We start from the raw sequence: 15067 nt of genomic DNA, 5'->3' as shown, positions 1-15067 counted from the left end.
AGTCTCAGACGGACTGCATAAGTTACCGCTTAGTAATGACGAGATCCCTTCTCACGGATCTCGCGTAGACCCCTCGCAGGCCCGAGGAGCCCCGAAATGCAACTCGCCGCGATCATCGTGTCGCTGGTACTGATCGTGGTCGGCGTGGCCCTGTTCGCCCGCGCCCTCCTCCAGATCTACACCTTCATGCGGCTCGGTCAGGACGTGCCCGCGGGCACCCGAACCGACGAACCCGGCCGGCGCACCGTCACCGTGGCCAAGGAGTTCCTCGGCCACACCCGGATGAACCGCTGGGGCGTCGTCGGTGTCGCGCACTGGTTCGTGGCGGTGGGCTTCTTCACCCTGCTGCTGACGATCGTCAACGCCATCGGCCAGCTGTTCCAGGCCGACTGGATCCTGCCGGTCATCGGCGACTGGGCGCCGTACAACGTCTTCGTCGAGTTCATCGGCACGATGACCGTCCTCGGCATCCTGGCCCTGATCGTCATCCGTCAGCTGAGCCACCCGCGCAACCCGGGCCGCAAGTCCCGCTTCGCCGGCTCCAACTTCGGCCAGGCGTACTTCGTCGAGACCGTCATCCTCGTCGTGGGCGTCTGCATCTTCATGCTGCACGCGCTGGAGGGCGCCCAGCACCACGTGGACGGCTACGAGGCCTCGTTCTTCATCTCGTACCCGGTGGTCCACTGGCTGGAGGGCATGGACGTCTCGACGCTCCAGAACCTCACGTACTTCTTCGCCGGCCTGAAGATCGCCACCTCGTTCATCTGGATGATCGTGGTCGCCCTGAAGACCGACATGGGTGTGGCCTGGCACCGCTTCCTCGCGTTCCCGAACATCTGGTTCAAGCGGAACGCGGGCGGCGAGACCTCGCTCGGTGCCCTGCTCCCGATGACCTCCGGCGGCAAGCCGATCGACTTCACCGACCCAGGTGACGACGACGTCTTCGGTGTCTCCCAGGTCGAGCAGTTCTCCTGGAAGGGCCTGCTCGACTTCTCCACCTGCACCGAGTGCGGCCGCTGCCAGTCGCAGTGCCCCGCCTGGAACACCGGCAAGCCGCTGTCCCCCAAGCTCCTGATCATGTCGCTGCGCGACCACGCGCACGCCAAGGCGCCCTACCTGCTCGCGGGCGGCGGCAAGAGCATGGAGGGCGAGGAGAAGGCGTCGGAGGAGCAGCTGAAGGACGTCCCGGCCGCGGCTCTCGCCGAGGCCGAGCGCCCGCTGATCGGCACGCTGGAGGAGAACGGCGTCATCGACCCGGACGTCCTGTGGTCCTGCACCACCTGCGGCGCTTGTGTCGAGCAGTGCCCGGTGGACATCGAGCACGTCGACCACATCGTCGACATGCGCCGCTACCAGGTGATGATCGAGAGCGCGTTCCCGTCCGAGGCGGGCACGATGCTCAAGAACCTGGAGAAGAAGGGCAACCCCTGGGGCCTGGCGAAGAAGCAGCGCCTGGAGTGGCTCAAGGAGGTCGAGTTCGAGGTCCCGGTCGTCGGCCAGGACATCGAGGACCTCACCGAGGTCGAGTACCTGTACTGGGTCGGCTGCGCGGGCGCCCTGGAGGACCGGGCCAAGAAGACCACCAAGGCCTTCGCCGAGCTGCTGCACATCGCGGGCGTCAAGTTCGCGATCATGGGCGGCGACGAGAAGTGCACCGGTGACTCCGCCCGGCGCCTCGGCAACGAGCCCCTGTTCCAGGAGCTCGGCATGGAGAACGTCATGGCGCTGAACATGGCGTTCGGCGAGGAGCTGGACGACGACGGCAAGGTGGTCCCGGAGTCCGCCAAGCCGAAGTCCGCGAAGAAGATCGTCGCGACCTGCCCGCACTGCCTCAACACGATCGGCAACGAGTACCCGCAGCTCGGCGGCGACTACGAGGTCATCCACCACACCCAGCTGCTCCAGCACCTCGTCGACGAGGGCAAGCTGATCCCGGTCACGCCGGTCGAGGGCATCATCACCTACCACGACCCGTGCTACCTGGGCCGCCACAACAAGATCTACACGCCGCCGCGCGAGATCATCGCGGGCGTCCCGGGCCTGCGCAACGAGGAGATGCACCGCCACAAGGAGCGCGGCTTCTGCTGCGGTGCCGGTGGCGCGCGGATGTGGATGGAGGAGCGGATCGGCAAGCGCATCAACAACGAGCGCGTGGACGAGGCTCTCTCCCTCAACCCGGACATCGTCTCCACCGCCTGCCCGTTCTGCCTGGTCATGCTGACCGACTCGGTCAACGGCAAGAAGAACGACGGCAAGGCGAAGGAGTCGATCCAGGTCGTCGACGTCGCCCAGCTGCTGCTGCAGTCCGTGAAGACGCCGGTCGACCCGGCCGGCGAGGAAGCGGCGGAGAGCGAGCCGGAGCCGGAGCCGGTGAAGTAGCACTCGGCTGTGCCGTTCGGAGCCCCCAGGTCCTGCCGGGCCTGGGGGCTCCGGCGCGTCGGCGCTCAGAAGTGGGTGGCGATCCCGAAGACGCGCCGCAGCAGGGCCATGTCGTGCCGGTCGCGCTCCGCCGGCTCGTACCCCTGGTGGAAGAAGACCTGCTGCTCGGCCGAGAGACACGGGACGGTCCTCCCGCCGACGGTCCCGGTCACGAAGGCGGAGGCCGGGTACACGAAGGGCCGCTCCGGCACCCCGGACGCCTGAACGGCGGAACCGTCCCCGGCGAAGACCAGCGGGTGCAGATCGACCTCCCGGCCGCCGGGAGCGGTGACCACGAACCGCACCGGCCGCAGATCGAGGCTCTCCACGAAACCGGCACCCGCCAGGGCCGCCAGCACGGCGGGCTCCTGCTCCTGCCGGTGCATCAGATCCAGGTCGCGATGGACCCGGCTCTGCTCGCCGACGAGGGCGTCGATCCCCCACCCGCCCCCGACCCAGACCTCCGTCCCGGCCCGCCGCAGCAGGTCCAGGATCCGCACCACCTCGTCCGCGTCCACCACTCGACTCCAGAGCTGTACGGGGCTGTCGCCGCCTGTCGAACACGTGCATCATTACCGGGTCGTTGTCGATGATGCTGACGAGGTGAGCGGTGCGTGTGCGGATCGCGCGAAGAGACGTGACGGGGCCGACCGGGGGTGCCGTACGGGAGTTCGGCCCGCTGCTCACCGCCCTCGCCGCAGCCCTCCTCCTCGCCGCCTGCGGCCCCGCCCAGCACACCGGCTCCGCGGACCGCAGCCCGGACCGGATCGCCGACGCCCCGGCCCGGTTGCCCGTCCCCCAGGGCGACGGCAGCGGCACCCCGGACGACTTCAACGGCGACGGCCACCGCGACCTGGTCCTGGGCGAGCTGGTCAAGGAGCAGGCGCACGCCGACGACCCCGGCATCGGCATCGTCTACGGCAGCGCGCGCGGACTCGTCCCGGGCACCCGGCAGTTGATCGCCCCGGGCCGGCAGGGCGCGGCCACCGACGGCCAACTTCCCGCCCTGTTCGACGCGGAGGCCACCTGCGACCTGGACAAGGACGGCTTCACGGACCTCGTCGTCTCCACCGACCCGCCCTACGACGGCCAGGGCAGGCCCCCGGTCCCGCTCCAGATCCTCTTCGGCTCCCCGGACGGCCTGACCGGCAGGGCCGTTCACCTCACCGTCCCGCCCGCCGCGCGCGTCGGCAACGACTGGCCCGACCAGCCGGTCTGCGGCGACTTCGACGGCGACGGCGCGAAGGACCTCGTCCTGCACGCCACCGGCGGTCATCTCACCTATCTGCGCGGCCCGTTCACCCGCAAGGGCGCCCCGCGGGAGGCCGGCGCCCCGATCGCGGCGCCCGGCGAGGTCCCCACGGGCCCGACCACCGACGTCGACCGCGACGGCTACGACGACCTCGTCGTCCGTACGGCACCGGGCGCCGGCCCCTCCGCCGTGGTCCTCGGCGGTCCGTCGGGCCCGACCCGCACCGGAGCCGTCCTGCCGTCCGGCATCGATGTGGCCCTCGGCTCCTTCGGCCGCGGAAAGGCCCTGGACGCGGCGGTCGGCGCCATGGGCGGAACGTCTCTGCGCTACGACCTCCCGACCGCAGGGAAGGGCGCCCTGGCCTCCCCCGGATCGGTCCTGGACGCCGCCGACTTCGACGGCGACGGCCTGAGCGAACTGGTCTCCAGCGGCTCACGCCTGCGCGTCCTCCAGGGCCGTACGACAGGCCCGTCCACCGAGGCGACGGTCACCGTCGAACCCCCCGCGACCGGCACCACCCGGGTCGTCGCGATCGGCGACTTCGACGACGACGGCCGGGCGGACCTGGCGGTACGGACGTACCGGAGCGAGACGAAGGACACCGTCGCGGTCTTCTCCGGCACGAAGAAGGGGCTGGTCGCCGCCGAGCCGTCCGTCACCTTCTCCACCTCGACTTTCCTGACCGATTCATGACATCCGTACAACCCTGACGCACCGGCGAGGGTCTTCCGGGTCACCGAACGATCGGCACCCGAGCAGGAGGACCCGCATGCTCCAGCCCCACCCCAGACGGATGCGACTCACTCTCGCCACGGCCACCGCCGCCGCACTGACCGGCGGTCTGCTCACCTTCGCCGCCGCACCGGCGACGGCCGCGGAAACCCCCCGCCACCAGGCGGACTTCAACGGCGACGGCTACGGCGACGCCGCGTTAGCAGCCCCGTACGCGAAACTCGGCGACAAGGGATTCGCCGGTTACGTGGCCGTGGTGTACGGCGGCCCCACCGGCCTCGACCCCGCCCACCACACCACGGTCAGCCAGGACAGCGCGGGCGTGCCCGACACGGTGGAGACCGACGACACCTTCGGTTCCGCCCTCGCCGTGGCCGACTTCAACGACGACGGTTACACCGACCTCGCGGTGGGAGCATCCGGAGAGGACGGCGGCAAGGGCTCGGTGACGGTCCTGTGGGGCTCGGCGGGCGGCCTCGCGAACGGCACCACGGTCGCGGATCCGGCGCCCACCGCACACGGCGCATGGGGCAGGACACTGACCGCCGGGGACTTCGACGGCGACGGCCACGCCGACCTCGCCGTCGGCAGCGACTCCCCCCACGCGTACGTCATCAGCGGCGGCGACTCCGGTCCCGCTCAGCGGATCGACGTGCCCGAGCAGGCCTTCGCGCTCGACGCGATGGACGCGGGCGACACGAACGGTGACGGCAAGGCCGACCTGGTCCTCACCTATCGCACGGACCGGACGACGGACCCGTCGGGCAGCTGGTCGAAGGGGCTCGCGTACCTGGGCTCGTCCTCCGGCCTGGACACGTCGCTGCCGCGCCCGCTGAACGGCGGCACCTCCATCGCCCTGGGCGACATCGACGGCGACGGCTACGACGAGATCGCCCTCGGCAACGTCTTCAGCGAGGAGGACGACCACAGCGGCAGCCTGGGCGGCCGGGTCGTCGTCATCCGCGGCTCGGAGGGCGGCCCGGTCAACGGCGACGCCCCCATGGCCGAACTCACCCAGTCCTCCACGGGAGTTCCGGGCGCCGACGAAGCCGGCGACGGCTTCGGGGGCGCGGTGTCCATCGCCGACGTCGACGGCGACGGACACAGCGAGCTGGCGATCGGTGTCCCCCTCGAGGACCTCGGCACGACCGAGGACGCCGGCGCGACGATCGTCATGAACGGCGCGGCGTCCGGCGTCTCCCGCGAGGGTGCCCGCACGTTCACCCAGAACACGTCCGGCATACCCGGCGCCGCGGAGGCGACGGACTACTTCGGCTCGGACGTGCTCCTGTCGGACGTCACCGGCGACGGCCACGCCGACCTCGCGGCCGCGGCCGCGTTCGAGGACGAGGGCATCGGCGCGGTGACCGCCCTGACGGGGCTGACCACGAAGGGAGCACGGACCTTCGGGCCGGGAAGCGTGGGCCGACCGCGGGTGTACGGCGGCTTCGGCACGGGGCTCATCGGTTGAGGTGACGTGACCGGGGGGAGCCGTACGCCTCCGCACACCCCTGCACGTCCCGTACGGCACTACCCCGAGCGGCCCCCCGGCTCTGCTCCGACCGCCCCTTAGGGGATGTCACAGCTCGGCAGCAAAGCCGTCCCCGGAACGCCCGGCCGCGCCCGTCACTCTCCAGGACCAGGTACGTTCGAAGACGTGGCTGGATTCAGGATCGGACGCGGCCGGGACAACGGCGCTCCTCACGCGCGACCGCAACAACCTCCGTACGGGCAGCAGGCGCCCCAGGGACAGCCGTACGGCTATCCCCCCGCGCCGCAGCCCCACCCGGGCCAGTGGACCCAGGGCGGTGGCGGGGCCTACGACGAGCCGGAGTACTTCGGCGACGGCGGCGCCCCGCACCCGCAGGGCGGCCACGACCCGTACGCGGCGAACAACCCGGGCCACACCCAGGCGTTCTCGGTCGGTGAGGACCCCTACAACCCGGGCGGCACCTATCGCGCGGGCTCGGCCCCGGCCGGACCCGTGGGCCCCCGTCTGCACTGGAAGGAACTCCTGAAGGGCATCCTGCTCTCCCCCAAGCAGACCTTCCTCCAGATGCGGGACTACACGATGTGGGGCCCGGCCCTCGTCGTGACGTTCCTCTACGGCCTGCTCGCGGTGTTCGGCTTCGAGGGCGCCCGCGAGGACGCGATCAACGCCACCCTGTCGAACGCGATCCCGATCGTCCTGATCACCGCCGTCGCCATGGTCCTGTCGGCCTTCGTCCTCGGCGTCGTCACCCACGCCCTGGCCCGCCAGCTCGGCGGCGACGGCGCCTGGCAGCCCACGGTCGGCCTCTCCATGCTGATCATGTCCCTGACCGACGCCCCGCGTCTGATCGTGGCCATGTTCTTCGGCGGCGACGCCTCCTTCGTCCAGCTCCTGGGCTGGGCGACCTGGGTGGCGGCCGGCGCCCTGCTCACCCTCATGGTGTCCAGGTCGCACGACCTCCCCTGGCCGAAGGCGCTCGGCGCGTCGGCGATCCAGCTGATCGCGCTGCTGTCGATCGTGAAGCTGGGCACGTTCTAGCCCTCGCGGCGCTACGACGACGAAGGGCTCCCGGCGCGCGCCGGGAGCCCTTTTCTCCGTCCCGCGCCCCCTCAGCTCCTCCGGTACGGTCCGGCCCATGACGAGTGGCAGCGGTGTGCCGGAGAAGGTGGCGTGGATCCTGGTCCGGGACGGCCGGGTGCTGGTGACGCGCAGTCACGGCAGGGACCGCTTCTACCTGCCGGGCGGTCACCGCGAGCCGGGCGAGTCCGACAGCGAGACCCTGGTGCGGGAGATCGACGAGGAACTGCGGGCGGCGATCCGCCCCGCTTCCATGGCGCACTTCGGCACGTTCGAGATCGGCGAGGGCCATCCGGAGCACGGCCCCTTCCGGATGATCTGCTACACCGCCGACCACCACGGCGAGCTGACCCCCTCGCGCGAGATCGCCGAGAAGGCGTGGTTCCGCCACGCCGACCGGGCCCGCGTCTCGGCCGTCGACGGACTGGCCTTCGACGCGCTGCACGAGGCCGGGTGGCTCACCTGACGGCAGGACCGCGGCACCGCGGCACCGCGATCAGCGGTTCAGAGCGCTTCCCTGGACGGGGTGATCGGCTCCCCCGCCTTGCGCACCACCGGCAGGACACTCCACGGAAAGTTGATCCACCGGTCCGTGCGCTTCCACACGTACTCGCACTTCACCAGGGACTGCGACTTCTCGTAGATGACCGCGGAGCGGACCTCGGCGACGGCGTCGAGGCAGAAGTCCCGCACCAGTTTGAGCGTCTTGCCGGTGTCGGCGACGTCGTCGGTGATGAGGACCTTCTTGTCGGAGAAGTCGATGGCGTTGGGCACCGGGGCCAGCATGACCGGCATCTCCAGGGTGGTCCCGACACCGGTGTAGAACTCCACGTTCACCAGGTGGATGTTCTTGCAGTCGAGGGCGTAGGCGAGGCCGCCGGCGACGAAGACCCCGCCGCGGGCGATCGAGAGCACGATGTCGGGCTCGTAGCCGTCGTCGGCGATGGTCTGCGCGAGTTCGCGCACGGCGGTGCCGAACGCCTCGTAGGTGAGGTTCTCCCGCCCCTCCGCGCCGCTCATACCCGGGTCCGGTGGAAGTTGAGGAAGGACCGGGAGGCGGTGGGCCCGCGCTGGCCCTGGTAGCGGGAGCCGTAGCGCTCGCTGCCGTAGGGGAACTCGGCCGGCGAGGAGAGCCGGAACATGCACAGCTGGCCGATCTTCATACCGGGCCACAGCTTGATGGGGAGCGTGGCGAGGTTGGACAGCTCGAGGGTCACGTGCCCGGAGAAGCCCGGGTCGATGAACCCGGCGGTGGAGTGGGTGACGAGCCCGAGCCGCCCCAGCGAGCTCTTGCCCTCCAGGCGCGAGGCGAGATCGTCCGGCAGCGTGATGACCTCGTAGGTGGAGGCGAGCACGAACTCCCCGGGGTGCAGGATGAACGGCTCGTCGCCCTCCGGCTCCACCAGCCGCGTGAGGTCGCTCTGCTCGATGGAGGGGTCGATGTGGGGGTACCGGTGGTTCTCGAACACCCGGAAGAACCGGTCGAGTCGTACGTCGATGCTGGACGGCTGCACCATGGATGCGTCGTAGGGATCGATGCGTACCCGCCCGGCGTCGATCTCGGCCCGGATGTCCTTGTCTGAGAGAAGCACGCCCCGAGGATACGCAAGACGCGCGGGCCGACCACCATCGGACGGACCCGCGCGCCTGGTACCGCTCTGCTGCCGCTTACTCCCCTACTCCGCTAGTGCTTCTCCAAGGCCACCTGGACGACGCTGCGAAGCCGGGCACAGCGAGGACAGCGGACAAGCCGTCCGGGGCCGAGGCGCTCGGCCTGCTGCATCGGGAACGAAGCGGTGCTGAACACGTGCCCATCGGCACAACGGACGACGGTGCGCTCCATCAAGTCCTAGAGTCCCTTCCCCAAGAGCCGCGTCCGGCTGCTACTTGCCTGACGACAAAAGCCACATTACGGGATGGACAGGACGGCCCTCCAGGCGGCACTCCGGTCCCGCCCGGACCCTCTCCCACCCCTCCACCGTACGCCCCAACTCCCGCGCCCCGCAGCCCCGTCCCACCCCCCAGACGCACTCAGGCCCCACGGCTTCAGCGCCGGGGGCCTGGCATGAGGTAAGGTAACGTTGCGTTCGACACCGGTTCCGTCCGGCGTCTCACGCGGGTGTAGTTTAATGGTAGAACATCAGCTTCCCAAGCTGAGAGCGCGAGTTCGATTCTCGTCACCCGCTCCATGTAGCAGGCCCAGGTCAGAGACCTGGGCCGTTTTGCTGTCCGATCAGCGCGGCCTTCTCGGACAGCTGTCCGGCGCGGACCATCGTGTCCTTCAAAGTGGTGCCGGACCGAGTCGAGAGCGTGTGCCCGGAGGAAGGCGGGAAGGATCACAGTCCGGGTGCCTGCCTGGGACTTGGTGTCGCCCTGCCGTCATCGCCCGCTGCACCGTCGACCCGGCGTACGTCGCGTCGCCGGCGCGGAAGACGTGATGCTGCGAGTCGGTGATGCCGTTGGCGGGTTCGGCGTGGAGCAGCGGCCACGAGACCGTGACGGGGAGTCCGGTGAGCGGCTCGGCGGACTGAGGAGCGTGAGCCGGGTAGCGACGGTCACCCGCACGCGGTCGACGGCGTGGTCGAGGGAGTCGTCGAGGCAGTGGTCGTGTCCGTGACTCGGCATGGACGGGACCGGCGCCACGACAGTCGACGCCGGGGCACCTCACCGCGGCAGATGCGATTCCGTAGCATGAGGAACGTGACAGCCCGTACACAGCCGCGTCGAGCGCGACCGCCCGTCAAGGGGCGGCGCGTTTTGCTGCTGCTCGGGCTGCTGGCCGGGTTGCTCGCCATGCACGCCCTCGCTCCTGCCGGAGCGGTCGCGGCAGGCGGCCATGCTTCCCCTCACTCCTCTCACTCCTCCGCCGCCTCGGCAGGCGCGAGCATGGGGCGGGACATCGAGTTCCTCTGTCACGGCGACGACAGCGGTACCGGTGGGCACACGCAGCACGCCGATTCGGTGTGTGCCTCCGCCGCTCTCGGCACGGGGCCGGTTCTGCACGCGCCGCTGCCCGATCCGGTCGGCCCGGCCTCTCCCGCCGATCGTCCGAACGGCGCCTTCACCGCCGCGTCCGAAGGCGGCCGCGCCCCGCCCACCCTGGCCGAACTGCAACTCCTGCGGATCTAGGACAAGACCGAGCCGTGCCTGCCCCCGTCGTCGAGGGCGGATACGGCACTCAGTCATGTCCCGCGCCGATCGGCGCCCCCTCCCCCCGCACATCGCAGGAGAAGACCCATGAACAGCACCCGTTCCCTCATCCGCCGTGTCGCGCTGGGCACCACGGCCGTGGCCGCCGCCCTCGTTCTCGCCGCGTGCGGCAGCGACGACGGCTCCTCCGGCACCGGCTCCGGTACGCAGACGTCGGCCTCGGCGAGCGCCGAGGACACCGCCGGCGCCCACAACGACCAGGACGTCGACTTCGCCCAGGGCATGATCCCGCATCACCAGCAGGCCCTGCAGATGGCGAAGATGGCCAAGAGCCAGGCGTCCTCCGCCGAGGTCAAGGACCTCGCCGCCCGAATCGAGAAGGCCCAGGACCCGGAGATCGAGACGATGTCCGGGTGGCTGGAGGCGTGGGGCGAGGACGTGCCCTCCGCGATGCCCGGCATGGACCACGGCGACGACAGCTCCTCCGACATGCCCGGAATGATGGGCACCGAGGACATGGACAAGCTCATGGACGCGTCCGGCAAGGACTTCGACACCATGTTCCTGACCATGATGGTCGAGCACCACGAGGGCGCCGTGAAGATGGCGACCACGGAGAAGGACAACGGTCAGTACGGTCCGGCCAAGGAGCTGGCCGGCGACATCATCACCGCGCAGACCGCCGAGATCGCGGAGATGAACAAGCTCCTCGGCAAGAGCTGACCCGTCCGGTTCCACCGGCGACGGGGTGTGTCCTCACATCCCGTCGCCCGCTCGCCCGCTCGCCCGTTCTCCTCCCGTCCTCCTCGCGCCCTCCGAAAGACCTCGGTATGAAGATCCGTTCCCGCGCGGCCACCGTCGCACCGGTGGCCCTTCTCGCCGCCGTACTGGCCGCATGCTCCTCCGCAGCCGACTCGCAGTCCGGCACGGGCTCGGCGGACAGCTCCGGCGGCCGAGCCGTCAGCCACGTCCACGGCCTGGGTGCCGACCCGGCCGACGGACGCCTGTACGTCGCCACTCACGAAGGCGTCATCGCCGTGGCCGACGACGGCACCGCACGAAGGGTGGGTGACAGAGCCGACTACATGGGCTTCACCGTCATCCGCCCGAAGACCTTCCTCGGCAGCGGCCACCCGGCCGAGGGCAGCGGCGGCCACGGCAACCGCGGACTGATCCGGTCCACCGATTCCGGCAGGACCTGGAAGCCCCTCTCCCTCGACGGGTCCCCGTCTCCTCGATGATGTCGTTGCGGAACACCTTGGCGTAGAGGGAAACCCGTGGGCGATCCGGTCTGGGCCGACGTCATCGAGCCGACTGCAGGCCACGGTGCTTACGTGCGCCCTGGCCGTGAGGTGGATGCCGTGGCGGAGGACCTCGGCCTCGTGATGCGGAGGTACGCGTCGTCCTGGAGCGGCTCAGTGACCGTCGTCCTGGAGCGGCTCAGTGACCGTCGTCCTGGACTCGGTCGCCGGGCCGGCGCCTGCGCTGCCCGGGTCCGGTCGCGGGCGGGGCGCGGAGGTGCTCTTCTGGAAGGGGCCGCAGGAGAACACGCCGATGCGTCACAGCCGGAGTTCCGTTTCCGCACTCGGCCGGTCGGTCGCCCCGACCGGGACGGGTGGGACCTTGCTGTCCACGAGGGATCTCGCGGCCGCCTGGTTCCTCGTGGTCGTGATCGCCGTCCCCGCCTGGGTGCTGACGATCGGCCAGGCCCGGGACATGGGGGTCGAACCCGGCACGATGGGGATGGCGCTGCCGCTGTTCCTGCTGCTCTGGGTGACGATGATGGCGGCCATGATGCTGCCGTCCATGGCACCGGTGGCGATCACCTGGGTCCGGGGTATCGGCCGGCAGTCGTCCGGCTGGGCCCGGACCGCCCGCACCGCCGAGTTCGTCGCCGGATACCTGCTGGTGTGGACGGCGTTCGGGCTGCTCGCCTACGCGGCGCTGGCCTTCACAGGCGGTCTCGTGGACGACCGCCCGACGGCCGGGCGCTGGATCGGCTCGGTCGCCTTCCTGCTCGCCGGCCTCTACCAGCTGGGCCCGCTGAAGACGGTCTGCCTACGGCACTGCCGGGATCCCCTGGGCCACCTGGTGCACTACTCCGGCTTCCGGGGGCCGGCCCGCGACCTGCGGGTGGGCCTCCACCACGGCGCGTACTGCGTCGGCTGCTGCGCCGGACTGATGGTCGTCCTCGTCCCCCTGGGCGTGATGAACGTGGCGGCGATGGCCGGGCTGGCCGTGGTGATCTTCGTGGAGAAGCTGTGGTCCCGGGGCCCGGTGCTCGCGCGTGCCGTGGGCGTCGCGTTCCTCGTCCTGGCCGTGCTCGCGCCCTTCCAGGACTGGCTGCTGCCCGGGCTGCGGGACTCCCTGCCGTCGATGGACGACATGTGACCCCGGCGCACGGCCAGGTGCTGATCCTTTGCCCGTGACCGGGTTCTCCCCCGGGGACGGGAGGTGCAAGCTGGAAGGGAGACCGTCCCCGATCCCGGGACCGGGCTCGGCACGTGCGGTCTCGCCACTCCGAGTGGGCCCCTGGGGGCTCGGCAGGAGGGAAGCGAGATGACGGAACAGACGACCACTGCGACGCGCTGGCATCTGACCGGCGACTGGTTCGATGTGTGCAAGTGCGCCATCCCCTGCCCGTGCACGTTCGCCCAGCCCCCGACCTACGGCGACTGCGAGGGCGTCCTGGCCTGGCACATCCGGGAGGGCAGCTACGGCGACGTCCGCCTCGACGGCCTCAACGTCCTGATGGTCGCCTCCTTCACCGGCAACGTCTGGGCCGGCGAGCACAGCGACCCGTACGCCGCCGTCTTCCTCGACGAACGCGCCGACGAACAGCAGCGGGGTGCGCTCGGTGCCATTTTCGGCGGTGAGGCGGGCGGCTGGCCGGCGCAGTTCGGGGCGATGTTCCACCCCGAGATGCGCGGGATGGACGTCGTGCCGATCCATGTGGAGATCGACGAGGACCTCGGCGGCTGGCGGGCCGAGGTCCCCGGCCGGGTCACCGCGGTCGCCGAGGCGCTCACCGGACCCACGACTCCCGACGGCGGGCGGGTGCAGGTGCACAACGCCCCGGGTGCCGAGGTCGGGCCGGGCCAGGTCGCCACGTGGGGCCGGGCCACCGTCGACCGCGCGGACGCGTTCGGCTTCACCTGGGACCGCTCCGGCAAGTCGAGCAAGCACTTCTCCTTCGACTGGAGCGGCCCCGACTGATCGACCCCCTTTCGTGCGGACCGTACGAGTCCGGTGCTGCCTGACCGTCATGCCGCCCTGTGCAGCAGGTCGGCCAGGACGTCCGGGCGTTCCAGGGCGATGAAGTGGCCGGCCTCGGGGACCTGGGTGAAGTCGGCGGCCGGGAGCAGTTTCCTGTTGGCTTCCCGGTCGGAGGGGCGGGACCAGTCCTTCTCGCCGTAGACGAGGTGGACGGGGGCCTTGACCTCGGGGTAGCGGGAGCGGGCCGCGATGAGGCTGGGCAGGGCCTGGTAGACGGCGCGGGCGACGGTGGGGTAGCCGGGGCGTGCGCCCACCCGGAGGAGTTCGTCGACGTAGTCCTCGCGCAGCGCGCTCTTGTCGCCGAGTCCGCCTTGCAGGATCGTGCGGAGGGCGGACCTGGGCTCCACCCGGGCGATCGCCGGGCCCACTCCGGGCAGGAGGACTCCGCCGACCACGAGGCGGGCGAGGAGGCTGGAGCGGGCGATTCCGCCGCGGAAGTCGTAGGTGTTGACCGCCACCACGCGCCGGACGCGTTCCGGGAGGTCGGCGGCGGTGGTCAGGGCGAGTACCGCGCCCATGGACTCCCCGACCAGGGTGACGTCGTGGAGGTCGAGTTCGGTCAGGAGCCGTTCGACACCCGCGCGCAGGGCCTGTTCGTCGTACGAGGCACCGGGCACGATCTCGGAGTGGCCCATGCCCGGCAGGTCCAGGGCGTGGACGGTGTAGTGGTCCGCGATCAGCGGGACGAGCCGGTGGAAGTGCTCGGCCTGGGTGCGCACGGTGTGCAGCAGGACCAAGGGGGCGCCGGTGCCCGCCTTGAGGTAGCGCAGGGTCCCCTCGCGGGCGTCGGCTCTCGTGCGCGGGGCGATGGTGTGGCTGGTGGTTGCCGGGATGTGGATCGTGGGACGTGGTTCGTCGCTGGGCATCTCGCCGGACTCCTGGGTGGGGATCAGTTCGTCAGCTGGGGGTACAGCCCGGCCAGGTCGCCGGCGAGGCCTGCCTTGACCTGGCGGGAGATGTCGTCGGCGAGTACTTCGTGGGCGCCGGTCTCGATGCCGTCGAGGGCGAGGGCGGCCACGTGGCGGGGGTCGGACTTGGGTGCGTCGACGCCTGTGGTCAGGTCGGTGTCGACGTAACCGACGTGCAGTCCGGTCACGGTGATGCCGCGCGGCTGGAGTTCCAGGCGCAGGGAGTTGGTCTGTGACCACAGGGCGGCCTTGGAGGCGCTGTAGGAGCCGGCGAGGGCGATCCAGGAGAGCACGGAGTGCACGTTGAGGAGGTGACCGCCGCCGTTGGCCTCGATGAGGGGCGCGAAGGCGCGGGTGACCAGGAGCGGACCGTAGAAGTTGGTCTCGAACTCGCGGCGGACGTCGTCGACGGGTGAGTCGAGGAAGGACGCGCCGACCGAGGCACCGGCGTTGTTGATCAGCACGGTCACATCGGGTGCCTGTGCGGCGGCCGCCGCCACGGAGGCGGGGTCGGTGACCTCCAGCGCGACCGGGACCGCGTCGGGGTGTGTCACGGTGCGCGGGTCACGGGCGGTGGCGTAGACCTTGCCGGCGCCGCGTGCGTACAGCTCCTCCACCAGCGCCTTGCCGATGCCCCGGCTGCCTCCGGTGACGAAGACGTGTGCGCCCTTCAAAGCAGTCATGACTCTCTCCACAGGGATTGAAAACCGATCGGTTTCCACCACGGTAAACCGATCGGTTTCCGTACGCAAGGCCGGTCGG

The 15067-nt window shown here is 70.6% G+C and carries 15 protein-coding genes, 1 tRNA gene and 1 pseudogene; 11 read left to right on the top strand and 6 right to left on the bottom strand.

All coding sequences use genetic code 11. From position 1 onward, the window contains the following. Positions 1 to 96: 96 nt before the first annotated feature. Positions 97 to 2379 (top strand): (Fe-S)-binding protein, encoded by a 2283-nt coding sequence (locus M2163_RS26900; protein ID WP_280850298.1) that lies wholly within the window; start codon positions 97 to 99, stop codon positions 2377 to 2379. Positions 2380 to 2444: 65 nt separating this feature from the next. On the opposite strand, the gene M2163_RS26895 is transcribed toward M2163_RS26900, so the two are convergent. Continuing rightward, positions 2445 to 2936: an amino acid transporter gene (locus M2163_RS26895; RefSeq protein ID WP_280895254.1), complete on the bottom strand. Its 492-nt coding sequence runs from the start codon at positions 2934 to 2936 to the stop codon at positions 2445 to 2447. Between the two features lie 161 nt (positions 2937 to 3097). Between M2163_RS26895 and M2163_RS26890 the strand changes: the two genes are divergently transcribed. From M2163_RS26890 to M2163_RS26875, 4 genes are all read left to right on the top strand, one after another. After that, complete coding sequence (locus M2163_RS26890; protein WP_280897320.1) at positions 3098 to 4363, top strand: VCBS repeat-containing protein; 1266 nt, start codon at positions 3098 to 3100, stop codon at positions 4361 to 4363. A gap of 100 nt (positions 4364 to 4463) precedes the next feature. Then, a complete protein-coding gene (locus tag M2163_RS26885) occupies positions 4464 to 5873 on the top strand; it encodes an FG-GAP-like repeat-containing protein (RefSeq protein ID WP_280895253.1) in 1410 nt (469 codons plus the stop codon). 105 nt (positions 5874 to 5978) lie between these two features. Next, the gene (locus M2163_RS26880) at positions 5979 to 6932 is read left to right on the top strand and encodes a YIP1 family protein (RefSeq protein WP_280850301.1); all 954 of its coding nucleotides are present in this window, start codon (positions 5979 to 5981) and stop codon (positions 6930 to 6932) included. Positions 6933 to 7029: 97 nt separating this feature from the next. Further along, positions 7030 to 7437: an NUDIX domain-containing protein gene (locus M2163_RS26875; RefSeq protein ID WP_280895252.1), complete on the top strand. Its 408-nt coding sequence runs from the start codon at positions 7030 to 7032 to the stop codon at positions 7435 to 7437. A 38-nt stretch (positions 7438 to 7475) separates the two neighbouring features. On the opposite strand, the gene M2163_RS26870 is transcribed toward M2163_RS26875, so the two are convergent. Both M2163_RS26870 and dcd read right to left on the bottom strand, forming a co-directional pair. After that, positions 7476 to 7991, bottom strand: coding sequence for a phosphoribosyltransferase (locus M2163_RS26870; RefSeq protein ID WP_280850303.1), 516 nt, complete (start codon positions 7989 to 7991; stop codon positions 7476 to 7478). Beyond that, a complete protein-coding gene (dcd, locus tag M2163_RS26865) occupies positions 7988 to 8563 on the bottom strand; it encodes a dCTP deaminase (protein ID WP_280895251.1) in 576 nt (191 codons plus the stop codon). Before dcd ends, M2163_RS26870 begins: the two co-directional genes overlap by 4 nt. Positions 8564 to 9086: 523 nt before the next feature. Here dcd and M2163_RS26860 point away from each other — a divergent pair. Next, positions 9087 to 9160: transfer RNA gene (locus M2163_RS26860), tRNA-Gly, on the top strand. Between the two features lie 212 nt (positions 9161 to 9372). Here M2163_RS26860 and M2163_RS26855 read toward each other — a convergent pair. Next, positions 9373 to 9456 (bottom strand): annotated as a pseudogene (locus M2163_RS26855) (NUDIX hydrolase); the annotation flags it as partial. A 215-nt stretch (positions 9457 to 9671) separates the two neighbouring features. Here M2163_RS26855 and M2163_RS26850 point away from each other — a divergent pair. The 5 genes from M2163_RS26850 (at position 9672) to M2163_RS26830 (ending at position 13337) form a co-directional block, all read left to right on the top strand. Next, positions 9672 to 10100: a DUF6153 family protein gene (locus tag M2163_RS26850; RefSeq protein WP_280895250.1), complete on the top strand. Its 429-nt coding sequence runs from the start codon at positions 9672 to 9674 to the stop codon at positions 10098 to 10100. A gap of 108 nt (positions 10101 to 10208) precedes the next feature. Beyond that, positions 10209 to 10844: a DUF305 domain-containing protein gene (locus M2163_RS26845; RefSeq protein ID WP_280895249.1), complete on the top strand. Its 636-nt coding sequence runs from the start codon at positions 10209 to 10211 to the stop codon at positions 10842 to 10844. Between the two features lie 107 nt (positions 10845 to 10951). Further along, a complete protein-coding gene (locus tag M2163_RS26840; protein WP_280850307.1) occupies positions 10952 to 11362 on the top strand; it encodes a hypothetical protein in 411 nt (136 codons plus the stop codon). Positions 11363 to 11675: 313 nt separating this feature from the next. Beyond that, positions 11676 to 12512: a DUF2182 domain-containing protein gene (locus M2163_RS26835; protein WP_280850308.1), complete on the top strand. Its 837-nt coding sequence runs from the start codon at positions 11676 to 11678 to the stop codon at positions 12510 to 12512. A gap of 168 nt (positions 12513 to 12680) precedes the next feature. Beyond that, a complete protein-coding gene (locus M2163_RS26830) occupies positions 12681 to 13337 on the top strand; it encodes a DUF1326 domain-containing protein (protein WP_280895248.1) in 657 nt (218 codons plus the stop codon). A 47-nt stretch (positions 13338 to 13384) separates the two neighbouring features. On the opposite strand, the gene M2163_RS26825 is transcribed toward M2163_RS26830, so the two are convergent. Then, a complete protein-coding gene (locus M2163_RS26825) occupies positions 13385 to 14263 on the bottom strand; it encodes an alpha/beta hydrolase (protein WP_280895247.1) in 879 nt (292 codons plus the stop codon). Positions 14264 to 14286: 23 nt separating this feature from the next. Beyond that, positions 14287 to 14988, bottom strand: a complete 702-nt coding sequence (locus tag M2163_RS26820) for an SDR family oxidoreductase (RefSeq protein ID WP_280895246.1) — start codon at positions 14986 to 14988, stop codon at positions 14287 to 14289. Between the last annotated feature and the right edge of the window lie 79 nt (positions 14989 to 15067).

Origin of the sequence: Streptomyces sp. SAI-135, from assembly GCF_029893805.1 — a bacterium.
Lineage (GTDB): Bacteria > Actinomycetota > Actinomycetes > Streptomycetales > Streptomycetaceae > Streptomyces.
Note: the sequence above shows the minus strand (reverse complement) of the source record. Positions and strands in the feature narration are given on the sequence as shown.